This is a genomic window from Stutzerimonas stutzeri KOS6, assembly GCF_000307775.2.
Taxonomy (GTDB): Bacteria; Pseudomonadota; Gammaproteobacteria; order Pseudomonadales; family Pseudomonadaceae; genus Stutzerimonas; species Stutzerimonas stutzeri_B.
Genome location: NZ_KK020676.1, coordinates 320,152 through 337,800, shown reverse-complemented (window position 1 = coordinate 337,800; position 17,649 = coordinate 320,152). Strand labels below are relative to the sequence as shown.

Genomic DNA, 17,649 nt, shown 5'->3' with positions numbered 1-17,649 from the left:
TGCGGGCAAGTGATGGACACAAAAAAGCGCCCCGAAGGGCGCTTAGAGTACAACTGCTTCCAACGGTGCTTGGAAGCTGCCGGCGGCGGATATCGTTCAGATATTAAGCGGTTAGTCAGCTTTGGTTTCTTTCTTAATTTCCGTGTTGTTCTGATCTTGGCGAATATCATTAACCTTCAACTCGTTTGTTTTTTTTCGGCGGATTCGGTTCCGTGAATTCGCTTTTGATCTGCTCGGAATTTTTCATTAAATTTCATTGAACGGTCGTATCCATCTCCTGCATAAGACGATGCGGAGCCGAAAATTACCAAACCAACAACAATAGCTTTCAACAGATTCATAGGGCAGTCCTCGCTAAATTCAAAGGTGGCTTGCTGAGCTTTCTCGGTGAGCTCTACAGGTTCGAATGAATTTTGCCTGACTGAAGCTAACAGCAGCATGAGCCAAGCATTACATTATTGAAATGTAATGCTTCCATTGTGGAGTGACATGAGCGCCTTGCTTCGTCATTGCAGCAACAAGGCGCACCAATCTGCAAGGGGCTTGAGCCTACGACAAAATTGATTGGAAGATTACATTTTTGTCATCTTCAGATCATGGCACCGCATAATCCATATCATTAGCGAGCAACGTCGTTTATCGTTTGAGAGAGATCGACCTGTTGTCGGCGAGTTAAAGACGATAACGCACGAACTCGCTCGAGGGTGGTCGCATTTTCTGTCAGTGTGGCTTGGAGGGCCAGATGGTATAGGCGCTAGTATTTTTATTATCTCTTATGGGCGGTCGTTTGGCTCCCCTATTTTTCTTACGCTAGTTTTTAAGGAGCGGTAAAAATATGGCTCACGAACATAACCATAACACCGAAGCCATGGGTGATAAGCGTTTAATCGCAGCTATTGGCGTTAATACTGCACTAACTCTGGCACAAGTTGTTGGCGGGATACTTTCTGGGAGCTTATCGCTCATAGCGGATGCACTACACAACTTGAGCGATGCTGCATCACTGGTTATTGCGCTCATCGCACGTAAGATCGGCCGCAAACCGCCAGATGCTTTTAAAACCTTTGGCTACCGACGCAGTGAAACCATAGCGGCTTTGATTAACTTGGTCACGCTGATTATCGTTGGTCTCTACCTCATCTACGAAGCTATAGGTCGGTTTTTTTCCCCACAGCCCATTGAAGGATGGACAGTGGTCGTGGTGGCGGGAATAGCCTTGATTGTAGATATCGCTACGGCCTTGCTCACCTACACAATGTCTAAGAATAGCATGAATATAAAGGCGGCATTCTTGCACAACGTGTCGGATGCGTTGGCCTCCGTCGGCGTTATTATTGCCGGAACATTGATCCTCCTGTATGGCTGGTATTGGACAGATACTGTCCTGACGCTGATGATTGCTGGTTACGTGCTATGGCAGGGCTTTAGCATGCTACCTAAAACCATTCACTTGTTGATGGAGGGCGCGCCAGAAGGAGTTTCCATCGCCGACATAATCAATATCATGGAACATGTAAACGACGTTGTGAGTGTTCACCACGTACACGTATGGGAAATCGCTGAGCATACAATCGCACTGGAAGCACATGTTGTCATCAAGAAGGCTAGCCTGCCCGATATTGAACGAGTAAAGACTGATTTAAAACGAGTACTTCATGAGCAATTCAAAGTCAGCCACTCGACACTTGAAATGGAGCTAGACGGCAGTGTTTGTATCGACACCAGGCAGGCCGACAGTCATCGCAGCGAAGCATAAGCCTGCTTTGCGCTCAACGCTGTTGCTAGACAGTTATCTCGATATCAACGGAGTGAACTTGCGACATCACTCGTTGGCGCTATGTCTTCGACCAGAGACATGCTAGCGGCATGTGGCCAAAGCAGCTCGTCACGAGGAGATCAGGCTAGGTCGTGGCACCTTCGGCAGGCTGCCGCGACGAGCAAGCCCCGCCAGTCGCTACCGCCGCGGACGCTCAGAGCCAGCGGCGGACTCGTGCACGGTAGCGGGCAAATGATTCGCCGAACAATGTTTCCAGCGCCCACTCTTCGGCTGGGATCTGGAAACGGTTCATGTACAGCACGAAAGCAACTACGCCAAGCAGGGTTAGAGGCGAGGCCAAGACCAGCGCCCAAGCCGCCAGGATAATGGCAAAGCCTAAGTACATGGGGTTGCGGCTGTACCGGTAGATGCCAGCCTCCACTAATGCAGAAGCCTGCTGCGGCTGCAATGGATTAACCGTAGTACGCGCGCGGCGAAACGACAGGACGCCGGCGAGGCACACGCCGAGCCCCAGGAGCAGTATTGGCAAAGCGAAGGTCAGGCGCGCGGTCCATGCCAGTTCGAAACCCGGCAATTTGGTTCCCGACAAACCCATCAGCACAGCGATCAGGCCGGCCACGAGCAGCGGTGGCACGCGGTTTTCCAGCGCGCTCATAGTGTCATTCTCGTGCCTTGGCCACTTCGCTGTTCACCAACTGGCGCAGCGGCTCCGGGCCAAACTCGCTGAGCGCACGACCATTGACAAAAAAAGTCGGCGTGCCACGAACCCCAACGGCTTTAACGTCCTGCATGTCCGTTTCCAGCACGGCGTTGACGCCAGGCGTATGCATGTCCTGGCGGGCCTGTTCCAAGTTCAAACCGACGCGCTCTGCAGCAGCCCATGCCTGCGTTACCTTGGGGTCGTCGTGCCAACCGGGTTGGGCTTCCAGCACAGCCCCCAACACTTGTTCATGGAGATTTTGCTTACGCGCCGCCTCCAGCATTCGCGCCACCTCTTCGGAGCCTTGATGGAACAGTACATAGCGCAGCACCAAACGCACGTCTTCCGGGTTCTCGGCGAGGATCTGCTTCACATAGGGGTGGAAGGCGCGGCATGCCTCGCAGGAAGGGTCAAAGAATTCGACGATGGTCACTGGCGCTTGCGCCGGGCCGAACACTGGTGAGTGGAAGCGAACCAACTGGCCGCCGTTCTGTTTGGGTTGTGTCGCGGTCTCTTGGGCTGTCGAACCGGGAGCCTGGGCCTGTTGAGGCGATTGCGAGGGGGAATAGAAGAATGCGGCGGCAGCAAAGACGGCCAGGATCACGACACTGACGATCAGGACCACGGAACGGCGATTCATGGGGTGGTTCTCCGACGGATGATTATGAGCAGGATGGCGATAAGGATAAAAGCGAACAAGGCGAGTGCCGGCAGGGGCACCACGCCGAAGAGGGTCATTCCGGCGCCTGAGCAGGATGGACCAGTGGCCGTGCAGGGCTGGATCGGCTGTGGAATCAGCCCTGCATAGAGCAGCGTGTGAACAAATGCCAGTGCCGCACCGATAGCGGTCAGCGGCAGGGCATAGTGCCAGACGGTGAAATCCGAGCGGTAGCAGGCGATGGCCAGGATCACCGCCAGCGGAAACATGAAGGCACGCTGGAACCAGCACAACACGCAGGGTGCCTGGCCCATCACCTCACCAATGAACAGCGCGGACAGGGTCGATACCAGTGCGACCAGCCAGGTTAGCAGCAGCAGGTTCCAGGGCATGCCTGAAGGTTGAGGATTCATTGCGGTTAACTCCTGGCGATGGCGAGCACTTGCCTCAGACCCGCCATCCAGTTATTTCGAAACATCATGCATCCTCTTATCGGCAGGACTTGTTAGGACCGTTGCGGACTTCGCCCAACGGCAAAGCGAAAAGCAACCAGCCTCAACGCTGGGTTAAATCCGATGCCAGTGGGAGAATGTCGCCCTTGCGCAACAAGGGAAGATATCAGATGTCGCGGGACTGGCTGGAAGAACACCAGATAGCATTTTATTTCGCGGCGGTGGTGGCCGCTGCCATTGCAGGCCTGAGCTCTGCGCAATTCACCGGACTGACGGCCATGGCCATCACACCGGCGATTGCCGTGCTGATGTATGCCATGTTTCTGCAGATTCCTTTTTTGGAGCTGCGAGAAGCTTTTGCCAACCGCCGCTTCGTCGGTGCCTTGTTGCTGGCCAACTTCCTATTGGTGCCATTGATGGTGTGGCTGGTGACGTGGCCGCTCTCATCGAACAAGGCCTTGTTGGTCGGCGCGCTGCTTGTCCTGCTGACGCCTTGTATCGATTACGTGGTGGTCTTCACCCACCTGGGCAAAGGGGACTCTCGTCTGGTGCTCGCGGCGACGCCATTGCTGCTGTTGCTCCAGCTTCTGCTGCTGCCCCTCTACTTGCGGCTAATCCTTGGCCCCGAAGCCGGCACAGTGATCGAGCTGTGGCCCTTCGCAGAAGCCTTCCTGTTACTGATCGTCCTACCCTTGGTAGCGGCTGTGCTCACCGAATTTGGCGGACGCCGATCTCTGCTGCTTCGCGCATGGAGCGCAGGTTGGGCCTGGCTGCCAGTGCCTGCAATGGCCCTGGTTCTAATCGTGGTGGTGGGTTCGCAGATCGCGGCTGTCGTGTACCAACTCGACATCCTGGCGCCGTTGCTTCCGGTATACGGAGCGTTTCTACTACTCGCTCCGGCCCTCGGCGTACTCAGCTCCCGGCTATTTGGCTTGGAGGCTTCTGCCGCACGGGCAGTGGCCTTTAGCTCAGGCACTCGCAACTCGCTTGTAGTGCTTCCCCTGGCCCTAGCGCTCCCGGAGTCCATTCGCGCGCTGGCCGCGGCGGCTGTGATTACTCAGACACTCGTAGAACTGATTGGTGAATTGATCTACTTACGGGCGATTCCAGCCATGGTCAGAAACAGTTGAGCCTCGTCGAAATCGGCGAGAGCGCTCATGCCTCGTGCTGTGGAGCAAGATTGATCAGCGGCGCAATGATGAGCTGAGCGGAGCGCGCCCAAGAAACCAGTGCCTCAAGATCCATCTGTAGAGATTGGGCTTCTGTCCAGATACAAGCACTCTCGGCAGGCACCGTAAGAGCGATGCCCTCAACTATCGTCAGAGCCATCGCATGCAATCTCAGTAGCTCGTCGCGAATGGAGGTGATTCCACCCAGTTCCACCAAGCAGACGTCCAAGCGATCAACCAGCCGGAGCAGTTGAGAGGTGTCGAAGCTGTCGCGCAGGTTTTCCAACGCCACGGCGTCCACTTCGCCGTACGGTGTAAGGCGGAAGGATGCGGGAGGAATGTTGATCATGGCGTTTTCTCGGTATCTAGCTGGCTAGGTCTGATCACCCGCAGCGAGCCGGCAGCTTGTTGGAACACCGAGTCCTTGATCCAGGGCTCCGGTGGCCGGTTTAGCTTGAGGTTGAATTCGCCGAAGCGCTTGAGGTTGCTGGTCAGGTAGAGTGGTTGGGCCCCCTTCAGCATACATAGCGGAACTGGTGTAGACGACTAGCCCTGAGCTAGGCCTTGGGCTTTCAAGCAGCTCCAATGATCGGCACTGAAGTGCTAGGGAGCGGATTACTTCTAAAATTCTGGCTAACACGCTCACACTTAAAAACGCTTCTGGATATGCTGGAAAAAGGCAAGCCAAGCAGGCGAAAAATTGACACTAACTACTTTCAATACAATGGTTATTTCTTGGGATATAACTCTTCTAAAGATAATGCCGGTAAATACGGATTTGAAGAAAGCCCTGCTGAAATCAAGCAAAAAGTGAAAGAGCTTTTACTAATCTAGCTCGGTCGAACAAACTAGGTCTATTGCTCGTTGAGTGATCGTCTCTGAGCATTTTAACTGCTGCCGTTGCTGGCAGCCATGAGTCAAAAATTGCACTCAACGACAGGCAGCTTTTGGCCGACAGGTGCCTGTCGTCACCGGCTGCAATCGGCCGAGGCTGTGTAAAAACGTTTTCGAGCGCGACAGGTACTCAAAACCGGACTGGAAATCGCGCATCTGGGCGAAATCCACATCTGCTGAGGTGCCGAAAAATTTCAGATTTCACGTAGACGCGCGCACTTCAATTTTGACGAAGCGTTTTTACACACTCTGGGCCAAAAGCAGGCATTAGATGTGACCACGGCACTCGAGGTGATTCAAAACTGCTCTAGACGTTCGTCTTCAGCTGATAGCCATATGGACAGCACACACCACCCAAGGTACGGTTCATTTGCCATGGTAATACGCCATTATCAAGCGATGCCTAGAGGGATTTAGAGTGCACGTTAAAGCCATCAAGCTGATCAACTTCAAAAAATTTCGCGACGAACTTCTAGAATTCAACGACGACGTCAATATTTTCGTCGGCGACAACAATGCTGGTAAAAGCACAATCTTGGAAGCGTTAGAAATTGTGCTCAATTACAATCATCGTGGACGGCCCTTCAACGGCGAGTTCTCCCCTGATCTTTTCAATCAGGATGCCGTCACGCGGTTTCTCGCCTCTGACTTGAGCTCCAAGCACCTGCCCAGCCTTATCATCGAAGCCTACATTGACGGTGTGCCTGAGTACCGAGGCTCGAACAACAGCCTCAAGGCTGACGCCCAGGGCGTCTTGGTACAAGCCTGTTTCGACCCGTCGCTGGAGGCCGTATACGAGAGCCACCTGCTGACCAAGCCGAACATCACCAGCATTCCGATCGAATTCTATAAGGTGGAATGGCTCGATTTCGGTTGGAATCCGATAAAACCGATCGCTAAGAAGTTTAAGGCGCTGTACATCGACCCCACACGTATCCACCCAACCATGGGGAAGAACCAGTACATTTCGAGCATTCTCAACACCGCATTGGCGAAGGAAGAGCTCGTCAAGCTGACCCTCAATTATCGTGAAAACCTGCAGGTGTTTAACAACTCCGGGGAGGTCAGGACGGTCAATGCCAGCCTTGATGCGGGTCACCTTATCACCGATAGCAAGCTCACCATTGCAGCAAGTACGTTACCTGCGGGCTCCATCCAGACCGGCCTACAGCTTGAGGTCGATGATGTGCCTTTTCACCTCATCGGCAAGGGTGAACAGAGCAATGTGCAGATTAAACTGGCCATTCAGAACAAATCCCACGACATCGATCTGGTGATGATGGAAGAGCCCGAAAATCATCTATCTCACACCAATCTGAACAAGCTTGTGCACTACATCGAAACCCAGCGAGGAGACAAGCAGCTGTTCCTGACCACCCACAGCTCGTATGTGTTGAACAAGCTGAGTATCGACAAAATTTGCCTTGTGCAGTCAGGGTACAAAAGGCTGCACACGCTAGACGCTAAAGTGGTGAAGACCCTCAAGCGTCTTCCTGGCTACGACACCTTGCGGGTGGCACTGTCGGGCAAGGTCATCCTGGTCGAGGGGCCGTCGGACGAACTGGTGCTCAAGAAAATCTACCAACGAAAACACAACCGACTGCCTGAGCAGGACGGGATAGATATCATCGTGGTACGCGGTGTAGGTTTCAAGACGTTCATCGAAGTCGGTAAAGAGATCGGCACCAAGATCCATGTGCTCAGGGATAATGACGGCGACTATAACGGTAACGTTGTACAAGGACGTCTGGAATACGCTGCGTTTCCTAACATCAAGCTGTACTCGTCGATGAACGACGCCGAATTTTCGCTTGAGCCAGCGATGATTTATGCCAACGCAGTTGACATTAAAACCCTTGACGCTTTCGCAAAGGAAGTCTTGTCGACGGAAACCTTCAATATCTACAACGCAGAGGTCTCTCTGGAGGATCGAAGGGAAAATTTGATCCGTTGGTTCAAGAGCGTAAAGGGCAACGGTAAAGGCGCTCGCAAGGTCGACTCTGCGGTCAAACTGTTCGATGGCGCACTGGACTTCAAGTACCCAGCCTTTCTAGACGAGGTGCTCGATTTTGCCTAACGAACTCTGGGTCGCAGGCGCCGGATCAGGGAAAACGCACAAGATCATTACTGAAGCCATTGAGACCATCAAGGCTGGTGGACGTGTGCTTGTAGTCACCTATACAACCAATAATCAGGCAGAGTTGCGCTCTCGTTTTGTTGAGTTGTACGGTGCTAGCAGTGAGCACTTCGTCGTCAAGGGGCTGTTCTCTTTTTACCTGGAAGATATGGTGCGTCCCTATCAGAGCGAGGTATTTCCAGATCGGATCACGACTATCTCGTTCACTGAGAACAACCCTCACTTAATATCGGGTACAACCTACTACATTGAAGGCAGAGCTGAAAAATCGGAAGATGGCACGATCAATCCACTGCATTACCTGACGCCCTGCAAAACAAAGGCGTACTCCGGGTTTTTGGCAAAGCTTGCGACCCTCATTGCGAAACTATCCAAAAATGCCCCTGCCAAGCGGTTGAAGGAGATTTATCAAAGGGTCTATTTTGATGAAGTGCAGGATTTGGTCGGTTGGGACTACGACGTGATCAAATCACTCAACAAGGTCATGGTCGACTCGATCTGTTGTGTGGGCGACTTTCGACAGACAATCTACACAACGACGTTCGGCCATAAGGCTCCGCAGACGCCTCAACAGAAGGTCGATTACTTCGTCGGGAAAATGAAGTTCGAAAAGCATTCGATGCCGAAGAATCGCAGGTGCATACAAGAAATCTGCGACCTCTCCGACACGATCCACCTGGGGCTGTATGACAAGACGGTAACAGGTGTCGAGAAAGTGCCAGACGAAATATCGCATCACCATGGCACCTTCATAGTGAAACAATCTCAGGTGAGCGATTACTTGGCAGCGTTTCAGCCTCAAGTACTGCGCTGGTCGTCCACCACCGGCACTGGATACCTACCGGGTAACCTTATCTGTTATACGTTCGGTTCCTGCAAAGGCTTAGGCTTTGATCGAGTGCTTGTGATCCCGTCAGATAAACATCTGAAGTTCATTGGCGGAAATGCCAAAGTGTTCGACAAGGATAAGACGGAGGAGTCGCGAAACAAGCTATACGTCGCGATTACCCGCGCGCGCTATAGCCTGGCCTTCCTCGTCGAGGATAAGAAGGTGAAAGGGCTCCCTTACCCCATATGGGATGGCTCTGGCGCGCTCAATGCAGTGATCGAAAAGTGAGGCGGAGAGGCTGACGACTCATGTTGAGTGACGAGAAGCCGCCTCTCCCCGCGGACATTTCAGGAGCAATACCATGACGATGGCCCATGAGCGCACCCGTAGCGTTGTTCAAACACGGGACTTCCTACAGGAGCTGGCTAGGGACACGAGCCTTCCTGAAAACGTACGGTACCAAGCAAATAATCTACTTCGGCATTACCCGACAGCAGAAGTCGTCTGGTTGGCTGGTCGAGTGGAAGAGCGATCCAAGCAAGAGCTTTCCCTATTGGCCGACAAGCATGGACCTCTACATCCGGTGTTAGTCAGCTGGCTGTTAAATGATCCGATGTTTTCGGATCACGGAGCCAGCTGAGCCGGGGCGCAACACTGGCAAGAGGATCCCCCTCGTCAGGTGTTCAAGGGGCAGATGCTGGCTGTGGCCTTGATGTCCATCATGCCGTTTAAATAGGCCCCGTTTATCTCTGAGCGGCCCGAAGGGAGCCGTGCACTGGGCGTGATTGACATACCGCCGTGCCGTAACAGCTTCCCTCGTATCTATAATTGGTGGCTCAGCTAGGAGCCATCATGAGTTTGTTGCCGATTGAATCTGTTTTGCCCGCTTTAAGAGATGCCTTGTCTGCACGTAATGAAGTTGTACTTGAGGCAGCGCCGGGGGCAGGCAAAACAACGCGAGTACCAATAGCGCTGCTGGAAGAGCCTTGGCTGGCCGACCAGACTATTGTCATGCTCGAACCACGTCGACTAGCTGCCAGAGCCGCAGCTGAGCGACTGGCGAGCGAGCTGGGAGAAAGCGTTGGGCAAACAGTCGGCTATCGAATTCGCTTGGAGAGTAAGGTCGGACCACAGACTCGAATTGAAGTAGTGACTGAAGGCATTCTTACTCGTCGGCTTCAAGACGATCCTGCCCTAGATGGCGTTGGGCTGCTCATATTTGATGAGTATCATCTGCGTAGTCTCGATGCCGATCTGGCGTTGGCCTTGTGTCTCAACGGCCGTGAGTTGTTGCGCGACGAACCGCCGCTGAAGGTGCTGCTGATGTCCGCCACGCTGGAAGGCGAGCGCCTGTCGCGCCTGCTGGACGAGGCGCCTGTGGTACGCAGCGAAGGTCGCATGTATCCGGTGGAGCAGCGTTGGGGGCGGCCGAGTCAGATCGGCGAGGCGCTCGAACCCCGGGTGGTACAGACCATGCTCCAGGCCCTGGCCGATGAACCTGGCAGCCTGCTGGTGTTCCTCCCCGGCCAGGCGGAGATTCGCCGCGTCGCCGAGCAGTTGGCCGAGCGCCTCGCTGGCCGGTCAGAGATCCTGCTCTGCCCGCTCCACGGTGAACTGGACCTCGCTGCCCAGCGCGCGGCCATCGAGCCGGCACCGGCGGGCAAGCGCAAGGTGGTGCTGGCCACCAACATCGCCGAGACCAGCCTGACCATCGATGGCGTGCGCGTGGTGGTGGACGCGGGCCTGGAGCGTGTACCGCGCTTCGACCCGGCCAGTGGCATGACTCGCCTGGACACCCAGCGTATTTCCCGCTCCTCCGCGACCCAGCGTGCCGGCCGTGCCGGCCGTCTGCAGCCGGGTGCCTGCTACCGGCTCTGGTCTGAGGCCCAGCATGAGCAACTGGCCGCCCACGGGAGCGCGGAAATCCTCCAGGCCGACCTTGCCGGACTGGCGTTGCAACTGGCGCGCTGGGGGATTGGTGATCCCAATGAACTGGCCTGGCTCGATCCGCCGCCCACGGCTGCCTACGCCCAGGGCCGTGACCTGCTGCAACGCCTCGGCGCACTGGCCGACGATGGCAACTTGACCCGCCATGGCCAGGCCATGGCCGAACTGCCCGCCCATCCGCGCATTGCCCACCTGCTGTTACGTGGCCACGCCCTGGGACTCGGCGGCCTGGCCTGTGACCTCGCCGCCCTACTGGGCGAGCGCGACATCCTGCGTGGTGGCGGTGCCGACCTGCACAGCCGCCTCGCCTTGCTGGCCGGTAACGACAAGGCAGCGCGTGGCGCTCGTGGCGGCGTGCAGCGTGCTCGCCAGCTGGCGCGGCAGTTCCGTTCCTACCTGCGTGGCCCGGCCAGCGAGCCGGTGGCCGATCCGGATCACCCGCGCTGGCTCGGCTGCCTGCTGGCGTTCGCCTACCCGGACCGCATTGCCCAGCAACGTCGTGCCGGAGGGGCCGATTATCGGCTGGCCAATGGCCGTGCAGCCACCTTTGGCGAGCCGGATGCGCTGATGAAGGAGCCCTGGTTGGTGATCGCCGATCTCGGTAGCCGCCAGGGCCAGCGTGAAGAGCGCATCTATCTCGCGGCCGACCTTGATCCCGCACTGTTCGACGGCCCTCTGGCCGAACAGGTAAGGTGCCAGGACCTGCTCGACTGGGAAGAGCGCGAAGGTGTGCTGCGCGCCGAACGTCAGGTGAAAGTGGGTGAGTTGGTGCTGGCCCGCGAAGCCCTTGCCGAACTGGATGACGAGGCCCGCTCGCGTGCGCTGCTCGGTCTGGTGCGACGCAAGGGGCTGGAGCTGCTGCCGTGGAGTGCGGAGCTGCGCCAGTGGCAGGCGCGGGTGGCGCTGCTGCGCCGACTGGACCTGGCCGACACGGGCAGCAGCGAATGGCCAGACCTCTCCGACGCGGCGCTTCTGGCCAGCCTGGAGGAGTGGCTGCAGCCCTGGCTGGGCAAGGTCAGCCGCCTCAGCCATTTCGCCAACCTCGACCTCGCCGGCATCCTCCATGGCCTGCTGCCCTGGCCGCTGCCGCAACGCCTCGACGAGCTGGCGCCGCGTACGCTGGAAGTGCCCTCCGGCTCGCGCATCCGCCTCGACTACAGCGACGAGATGCCGGTTCTCGCGGTGCGCCTCCAAGAGCTGTTCGGCCTCGCCGACACTCCGCGCATCGCCGGTGGCCGTCAGGGCGTCAAGCTGCACCTGCTGTCCCCGGCCCAGCGCCCGGTGCAGGTCACCCAGGACCTGGCGAGTTTCTGGCGCAATACCTACGCGGAAGTGAAGAAAGATTTACGAGGTAGGTACCCTAAGCATTACTGGCCTGAGGACCCGCTTGTGGCCCAGGCTACAGCTAGAGCTAAGCCGCGAAAATCGTAGGCTGTTGCTCAATGCGGGCGTGTGAACCGGAACCCAGTGTTGCCTCGAGAGCAACGCAGGTTGGCTCTCTGTTGAGTGTGCCAGTCAACCGGCGTACTAGGGCCGTGCGAGTTTTACCGTATTGCCATTCGTAGAGTCGACGTGCCCGTTTTTTGCAGATTTCGGCCCTTTGTAAATGTGTGCTCCGGAACTTAAGCGACGGTTCACCCTTGACACCCTAGTGGAGGATCATAGATGTCGTGGACTTTGGCGGCATCGACCATGCATTCCTGGTTGATCACAACGGCCAAGTGATCTTCAGCCTTGACAAGGGTCAGGTGATGACGAACCTCAAGGACATCTATCCGGACAGAGCCCTACGGATTGAGTCGGGCATTCAGGATGCCACCTTGCACGGGCAGGAGCGGATTGTCTCTTTCGCCCCAGTGAACGACCGGTAAACGTCGTCGTCATTAGACACGCGCTTTATGGACGCTTCGGCAGTGAAGCGAGTTGTATCGCAACATTCAAAGGTGGTTATGCCAATGCTCCCAGCTTTTGACTGACTCCGTATTCTCTTCCTCTTCCTCTTCCTTTGTCTCTTTCTTGAGATCTTCTTGCCGAAGTTGCTTTAGCTTCTCCAGTTCACGCACGTACTCGTCAACTGGCATACCATTTTTTAATGCGTTCAGAAGTAGCTCCTCGGCCTGGTCATATATACGGTTAGTCCTGATTATATGGGCAGATGAAACGATGTCTTCGTATCCATCAAGTTTGGCGAATGCAAGATGAATATACCGTTCTACCGAGAGGGGATCTTTGTGGCCAGTCCACAGCATGACGTCGTAAAGAAACTTTTTGCTATTAAGCAGGGCGCTTCTGAAGTCGTCCTTTTGCTTGAACTTGTGTCTTTTGATTAGGAGTACGAAAAGATTGGTGATGAAAGCATGGCGGAACATGTGTGCACAGACTTTTTCTTCGATGCCGGCGTGACTTCTAAGTTGAATCATTTCATTCGTAATACTGCAGGCACCGAGCGGCTTACCAGTCTTTTCTTGAACAAAGAGTCTGTCGTGATCCGTGTCCTTGAAGTTGCGAAGAGATATTCTGCGGGCAAACTGAATATATTTCTTAGCTTCGCTTAGTACCACTCTTGAAATCGGGATAAAACGCTCGGAATAGGTTCCACGTTTCAAGGTTCGCAGACGTAGCAATGGGAACGACATGTTCATGGCATTACGTATGTCCGAAACGGTAATTTCAATTATCTCGCTGCGTCGAGCGCCCGTATGCTCAAGCAAGGAAATCACCAGATTCCGTCGAAGTTGAAGGTGTCTCGATGGGTGGATTTTGTTTGCTGAATCTCGCAAAAGCTTTATATGTTCGCTCGGGATCGGATCGCGCGTGTGGTAGCGCGTTCCAGATACATGAAGAGAGTGGTGATGCAGATAACTCCGCTTTATCGTTCTTCCTGAGCGCGTTGTGATAGTAAATGTTTTCATTACGGCGCGGATGGTTCCATTCTCTGATACAAATGCATCGTCGCCATAAAGACGTCCTACGAATTGCAAAAAATCTAGACAGATCCTACCAATTGCTAGGAGTGTAGTTTCGGTGCGCCTATTTACAGTGGGATCGTTGACAGATCGCTCCTTTCTTAATTCGTCAATGAAGTCTGAGAACTGTTGGTCAGACAGTCCTATAAAGTCAGTTCGGTATCTGAAGCAGTAGCGAACTAGTGGGCTTATTTTGGATGCATACTCCCCAATGCTTCCGCCTTTACCGCCGTGCCTTGATAGGCCTTTTCCACCTCGGCCAGGGCGGTCACGTAGTGCGAGCATGTAGAGATTTGCGACGTTATTGGGCGTGCCATCAGGCCAACAGCAAAACGGCAGGCCAGAACCATCTTTTGTTATAGTACTTCCATGCGCATGGTAGCTAAAGAGTGTTAGCTCTTTAAGTGGTTTAAATAGTTGTTGGCGAAGGTGGTTTGTCACTTGCGATACTCCTCCAGTCGCGTAACTCGCCCGTCTCCGGAAGAAGGGGAGGGGGGGTGGCTGTTCTGGAGGGAGGCTCAGTAGAGCAGTAAGTGCCTGAACGGCATCGCTTGCCCGCTTTTCAAGTAGAGCGGGATCTAGATTGCTACGTATATTTCTTAACTCGTTAATTGCCAGGCTTAATCCCTGGAGGAGGACCATGTTGGCGCAGCGCTGCTTATCAAGTCTCTCCTCTAGTTCAGTTACTAGTCGCGAAAGTCCGGACTTAGTGCGTTTTGTTGAAGTGGCCTCTTTGCTGCCATTGACCTTCTCAATGGCCCTCAATGCCGCTAGGCGGAGGGTATCAAGTTCCTTAAATCCTCCCTTGAACTGTAAGTTGGCGTGAGATTTTAAAGTGTTGATGCTCATTGGGGATTTTGACTTTATAGCCCCTGAGTCCTCGAAATTGAATTCGAGCTTGGCTAGCGCTCCTTGGCTTCTGAGAGCCTTTAGAATGTTCTCGTTTTTGGAAAAATAGTCAGGATTACGGTAGATTAGCTTTAAAAGTTCACTGGTTATTAATGTGGCGCTAGCATGTGGCTCTAGGTCGGAGATTTTTTTCATTTAGTCTGTGCTCTGAATTTTTACTACCACGCGCATATGTTGGCCGGTTTCGTCTGTGAAAAACTCTGGCTCAATCTGGACTTTCCCTGTCTTTATCATGTCGGTGATTGCGTCTTCAAGTTCAGCAGTGTCTACTAGAGCAAAATTATCTGTGTTGTAACGAATTTTTAGTATTTCGGCTAGATCTTCGTAAGCAGTGATATCGCCATTATGCAAGCTTTCTGCTATGAACTGAGCCTTAGCGCTACGCAAAACTGCACCATCAGTGGACTCAGTAATGTAATTCCAAACATGCTGCATGTCGGTGTGCCCGAGCATCCACTGCAGTGTCTCCAGTCCTCCAAAACTGCTCGAGTGGAAGAATACCATGGAGAAAAAGCGTCGAAGTTGATGTTGTCGGATATAGTACCTTTCTCCTTTTGAATTTAGTGGTAGTTCGAAATAATCGCACAACAAGTCTAGGTTTCTATTGTAGGCATACATTGTTTGCTGACTAAGCCCGGCATTTCCGAGGAGTCCGGGGGGGCAAAGAGGCTAGTCATTTCAGTTATGAATCCGCTTTTTAAAAGTCTCTGCTGCATGGAAATTAAGTTTTTAATCATTTTTACGGCAATGGGTTCGATTGGGCGTGCTTGGCGTTGTCTTATGCCGAACAGGTTGGATGTGCTTTTTCTATTTAAGAAGATCAACCATCTTTCGCTTTTATCTAGGCAGTCAGTCGAGTGCAAATCGAGCATTTCTCCTATTCGGCGAGCCATGATTGTTCCAACTACCATCTGGACACATCCAATATAGATGCGTAAGCACTCAATCAGTCCCACATTATTTCTGAGTTCTATGAAGTAATTTGACTGCTTTCTCAGTGCGCCGTGCCTAATAGACACCGTTTGACATACAAGCCCAAGCTTCCTAATTCCCATGTCGATAAGCTCAGGGGGCATAATGTCTTGTAACTCTCCATTGGTAAGTTGCGTAGGGGCAATTCCATTGAGGTTGCAATGCTCTGCCATGCGGCAGAAACCTTCTATTAGAAGTTCTCCATACTTGAAATGGTACTCGATTGATTTTCTGAAGGCGTCTCTCACTATTGGGTACGGCAGCGTCCGAAACCGAGCAGCTTCAGAGAGTGATGGTTCATAATCAAGTATCTGCTTCAGCTCTGATACTTCGGGAGCTGGAAGCCCAATTTCATGAAGAATTCCAAGGTTGTATGTTAAAAATCTGTAGGCGCGAAATGGACCGGATGTCATTGCTTCATGGTCACCTGTCCTGACCGATGAACCGGGATACTCTCTCGATATTATTTCTCTCTCATTATCAGTATAGAATTCTAATGAGCTTAATGTTTTTAGTTTTAGATGCCCGCCTTTCAGTGTGTTGGCATAAAGCGATTTCGCTAGCTGCAAGGTGTTAGGGGTGCGGACTCCAGCAGTTGATCTTTTTTTATAATATCCATGCAAATGCAAGGCAGCTCTTGCATAAGGTATTAAATCAAAAGGTATTTCCAGGTGATGCTCATCTAGTTGTTCGTCAGTCACAATGCGCATTCGTGGATATTGATCTAGAATGCTATCGAGTTCGATAGAACTGGAAGTGTTTATTAAGCTTAAACAAAATTTGCTGATAGTCTTGGTCCACTCGTAAACCGACTCTTCCGAACCGTTGACGCTTGAGAAGACGTCTAGCATTCTCTTCATGTGATGGCTGTTGATTCCAGCCAATCCGAATCTGGATAGCTGATATTCTTTTGCATTCAGAAGAATGTAATCGGCAACGTGAATGGCCCTGTTAAACATCGTCATCTGTGCGGCTAGTGAACCTAATTCGATCGCCGATCCTCGAACAGAACGTGTAGATGTTGTTAAAAAATACTTTAGCCCGTCTAGTAATGGCTTGTTTTTTTGGGCAAGCAGAGAAGTTTCGTCGTCTAATGTAATGTCCCAGTTGATCGTGTTGGGGGTCGCAAAATTGAAATCATATTTCCATATGTGCAAGTCGAAATCACTCAGCAACCAACTTGATTTTTTGTATTCTGTCCTAGGGTCGGTGTAGAACGCTTTTAGGAAGTCTAGCTCTGCTGGTAATTCAACATTCATATATCAACTTCTCCATTCTGCGGGGGTTACACCTCTGCTCGGCGACATAAAGGTGGTCTTTCAGTAGTGCGTCATTATCCCTTCTGATCTCGGCAACAACGGCCTTCGTTAGATCTGCCCAGTATCGTGCTACTCCTGTCACTTCTTCGGGTCGTTCCGCTGTAGCCACTGCTTTCTCTAATGATACGAGGGCGGTCATTATCCCTGGATCCACTGAGATGTAGACCTCTGAGTACTGATTCGCTGAATAGGGTTCAGTTGTTTGAGTGTTCTCCGGGTTGACCAGGTGGTCAGGGATGTCTTTTAGTGCATGGTTCTTAAGAAATAGATTTAACTCTTCCATTGTCTCGAAGTCTGCGGCCTCTATGAGGAAGCTGCTATCTTTCATCGCGTCACAGATTAAGCCGCGCTGAAAAATTCTTATCCAGCGGGCTTGGAAGAAGGCTAGTATTGACTCGGGCAGGTAGTGAGAAAGTTGCAGGCAGTCGTGGTTTGCGTGGCCGAGCGCTTTGGACATGGCTTCGACGCTTTGGGTTTTTAAATATACCTCTACCCCACATGAGGCTCGAAGACTAGAAAGGGTGACTCGAGATAAGAAATTTTTTAGTTCAGTACCCCTCAAGGAAGTATGATTTGAAAATTGTTGTGCAAGTCGTTCAAAAATCCGTGTGTGTTTATCGAATAGCGCTTTGTTCCAAGTCGGAATTACAGCGCTCCGCGGGTGACCGAAACCCTTCCCGCAGGTCAGGAATAACTCCTTCCATCGGCTGTCGCCAATTCCCTTGAGATATTTTCTTAACGGTGCTGTGATCTTTATTACTTCGAAGATTCGCTTTGTTGAGTTCGCGTTTAGTTGTATTTTCTGCTCGCTTAGCTTTCCACCTCTTCTATCCTTGAAGCCGACCAACTGATACCCGGTGTCGGTTTTCACAAAGCCGGATCTTCTACCTTTGTCGTCATACAAACGAAAATTCTTAAGG

At 52.8% G+C, this 17,649-nt stretch carries 16 protein-coding genes and 2 pseudogenes; 8 read left to right on the top strand and 10 right to left on the bottom strand.

The features are described 5' to 3' along the window. Nucleotides 1-176: 176 nt before the first annotated feature. A complete protein-coding gene (locus tag B597_RS47295; RefSeq protein ID WP_226924958.1) occupies nucleotides 177-341 on the bottom strand; it encodes a hypothetical protein in 165 nt (54 codons plus the stop codon). Nucleotides 342-835: 494 nt separating this feature from the next. On the opposite strand from B597_RS47295, the gene B597_RS30075 reads away from it, so the two are divergent. Next, the gene (locus B597_RS30075; protein WP_003292671.1) at nucleotides 836-1,756 is read left to right on the top strand and encodes a cation diffusion facilitator family transporter; all 921 of its coding nucleotides are present in this window, start codon (nucleotides 836-838) and stop codon (nucleotides 1,754-1,756) included. Nucleotides 1,757-1,970: 214 nt separating this feature from the next. On the opposite strand, the gene B597_RS30070 is transcribed toward B597_RS30075, so the two are convergent. From B597_RS30070 to B597_RS30060, 3 genes are read right to left on the bottom strand one after another with little or no spacing between them, the layout of a single operon-like run. Beyond that, the gene (locus tag B597_RS30070; protein ID WP_003292672.1) at nucleotides 1,971-2,432 is read right to left on the bottom strand and encodes a methyltransferase family protein; all 462 of its coding nucleotides are present in this window, start codon (nucleotides 2,430-2,432) and stop codon (nucleotides 1,971-1,973) included. A gap of 4 nt (nucleotides 2,433-2,436) precedes the next feature. Then, nucleotides 2,437-3,117 carry a DsbA family protein gene (locus tag B597_RS30065; protein ID WP_008569955.1) on the bottom strand — a complete coding sequence of 227 codons (681 nt, stop codon included), beginning with the start codon at nucleotides 3,115-3,117 and terminating at the stop codon, nucleotides 2,437-2,439. Further along, nucleotides 3,114-3,548: a disulfide bond formation protein B gene (locus B597_RS30060; RefSeq protein ID WP_003292674.1), complete on the bottom strand. Its 435-nt coding sequence runs from the start codon at nucleotides 3,546-3,548 to the stop codon at nucleotides 3,114-3,116. The genes B597_RS30065 and B597_RS30060 overlap by 4 nt, the downstream gene beginning before the upstream one ends. A gap of 209 nt (nucleotides 3,549-3,757) precedes the next feature. Here B597_RS30060 and B597_RS30055 point away from each other — a divergent pair, with 209 nt between their 5' ends. Then, nucleotides 3,758-4,717, top strand: a complete 960-nt coding sequence (locus B597_RS30055; RefSeq protein ID WP_003292675.1) for an arsenic resistance protein — start codon at nucleotides 3,758-3,760, stop codon at nucleotides 4,715-4,717. Nucleotides 4,718-4,742: 25 nt separating this feature from the next. Here B597_RS30055 and tnpC read toward each other — a convergent pair whose 3' ends face one another. Beyond that, on the bottom strand, nucleotides 4,743-5,105 hold the full coding sequence (tnpC, locus tag B597_RS30050) for a Tn3 family transposase post-transcriptional regulator TnpC (protein ID WP_003292676.1): 363 nt from the start codon (nucleotides 5,103-5,105) through the stop codon (nucleotides 4,743-4,745). Beyond that, entirely contained in the window at nucleotides 5,102-5,278 is a 177-nt protein-coding gene (locus B597_RS47290) for a hypothetical protein (protein WP_003292677.1), read from the bottom strand. The genes tnpC and B597_RS47290 overlap by 4 nt, the downstream gene beginning before the upstream one ends. A gap of 63 nt (nucleotides 5,279-5,341) precedes the next feature. Here B597_RS47290 and B597_RS46905 point away from each other — a divergent pair, with 63 nt between their 5' ends. From B597_RS46905 to B597_RS30020, 6 genes and pseudogenes are all read left to right on the top strand, one after another. Then, nucleotides 5,342-5,590: a hypothetical protein gene (locus tag B597_RS46905; protein ID WP_101153433.1), complete on the top strand. Its 249-nt coding sequence runs from the start codon at nucleotides 5,342-5,344 to the stop codon at nucleotides 5,588-5,590. Between the two features lie 478 nt (nucleotides 5,591-6,068). Beyond that, nucleotides 6,069-7,727, top strand: coding sequence for an ATP-dependent nuclease (locus B597_RS30040; RefSeq protein ID WP_015275579.1), 1,659 nt, complete (start codon nucleotides 6,069-6,071; stop codon nucleotides 7,725-7,727). Next, nucleotides 7,720-8,904 carry a UvrD-helicase domain-containing protein gene (locus B597_RS30035; protein WP_003292679.1) on the top strand — a complete coding sequence of 395 codons (1,185 nt, stop codon included), beginning with the start codon at nucleotides 7,720-7,722 and terminating at the stop codon, nucleotides 8,902-8,904. The genes B597_RS30040 and B597_RS30035 overlap by 8 nt, the downstream gene beginning before the upstream one ends. A 73-nt stretch (nucleotides 8,905-8,977) precedes the next feature. Next, nucleotides 8,978-9,256, top strand: a complete 279-nt coding sequence (locus B597_RS30030) for a BPSL0761 family protein (RefSeq protein WP_082321474.1) — start codon at nucleotides 8,978-8,980, stop codon at nucleotides 9,254-9,256. A 212-nt stretch (nucleotides 9,257-9,468) separates the two neighbouring features. Next, nucleotides 9,469-11,994: an ATP-dependent helicase HrpB gene (hrpB, locus tag B597_RS30025; protein WP_003292681.1), complete on the top strand. Its 2,526-nt coding sequence runs from the start codon at nucleotides 9,469-9,471 to the stop codon at nucleotides 11,992-11,994. A gap of 224 nt (nucleotides 11,995-12,218) precedes the next feature. Beyond that, nucleotides 12,219-12,422: pseudogene (locus B597_RS30020) on the top strand (chemotaxis protein); the annotation flags it as partial. Nucleotides 12,423-12,500: 78 nt separating this feature from the next. On the opposite strand, the gene B597_RS46900 reads toward B597_RS30020, so the two are convergent. The 4 genes and pseudogenes from B597_RS46900 to B597_RS46890 all read right to left on the bottom strand — a co-directional run. Further along, nucleotides 12,501-14,573 carry a tyrosine-type recombinase/integrase gene (locus B597_RS46900; RefSeq protein ID WP_139048052.1) on the bottom strand — a complete coding sequence of 691 codons (2,073 nt, stop codon included), beginning with the start codon at nucleotides 14,571-14,573 and terminating at the stop codon, nucleotides 12,501-12,503. Further along, nucleotides 14,574-14,942, bottom strand: coding sequence for a hypothetical protein (locus B597_RS46035; RefSeq protein WP_138412367.1), 369 nt, complete (start codon nucleotides 14,940-14,942; stop codon nucleotides 14,574-14,576). A gap of 89 nt (nucleotides 14,943-15,031) precedes the next feature. Further along, nucleotides 15,032-16,669 (bottom strand): integrase, encoded by a 1,638-nt coding sequence (locus tag B597_RS46895; protein WP_139048051.1) that lies wholly within the window; start codon nucleotides 16,667-16,669, stop codon nucleotides 15,032-15,034. Further along, nucleotides 16,659-17,649, bottom strand: a pseudogene (locus tag B597_RS46890) (hypothetical protein); the annotation flags it as partial. The pseudogene B597_RS46890 and the gene B597_RS46895, both read right to left, overlap by 11 nt.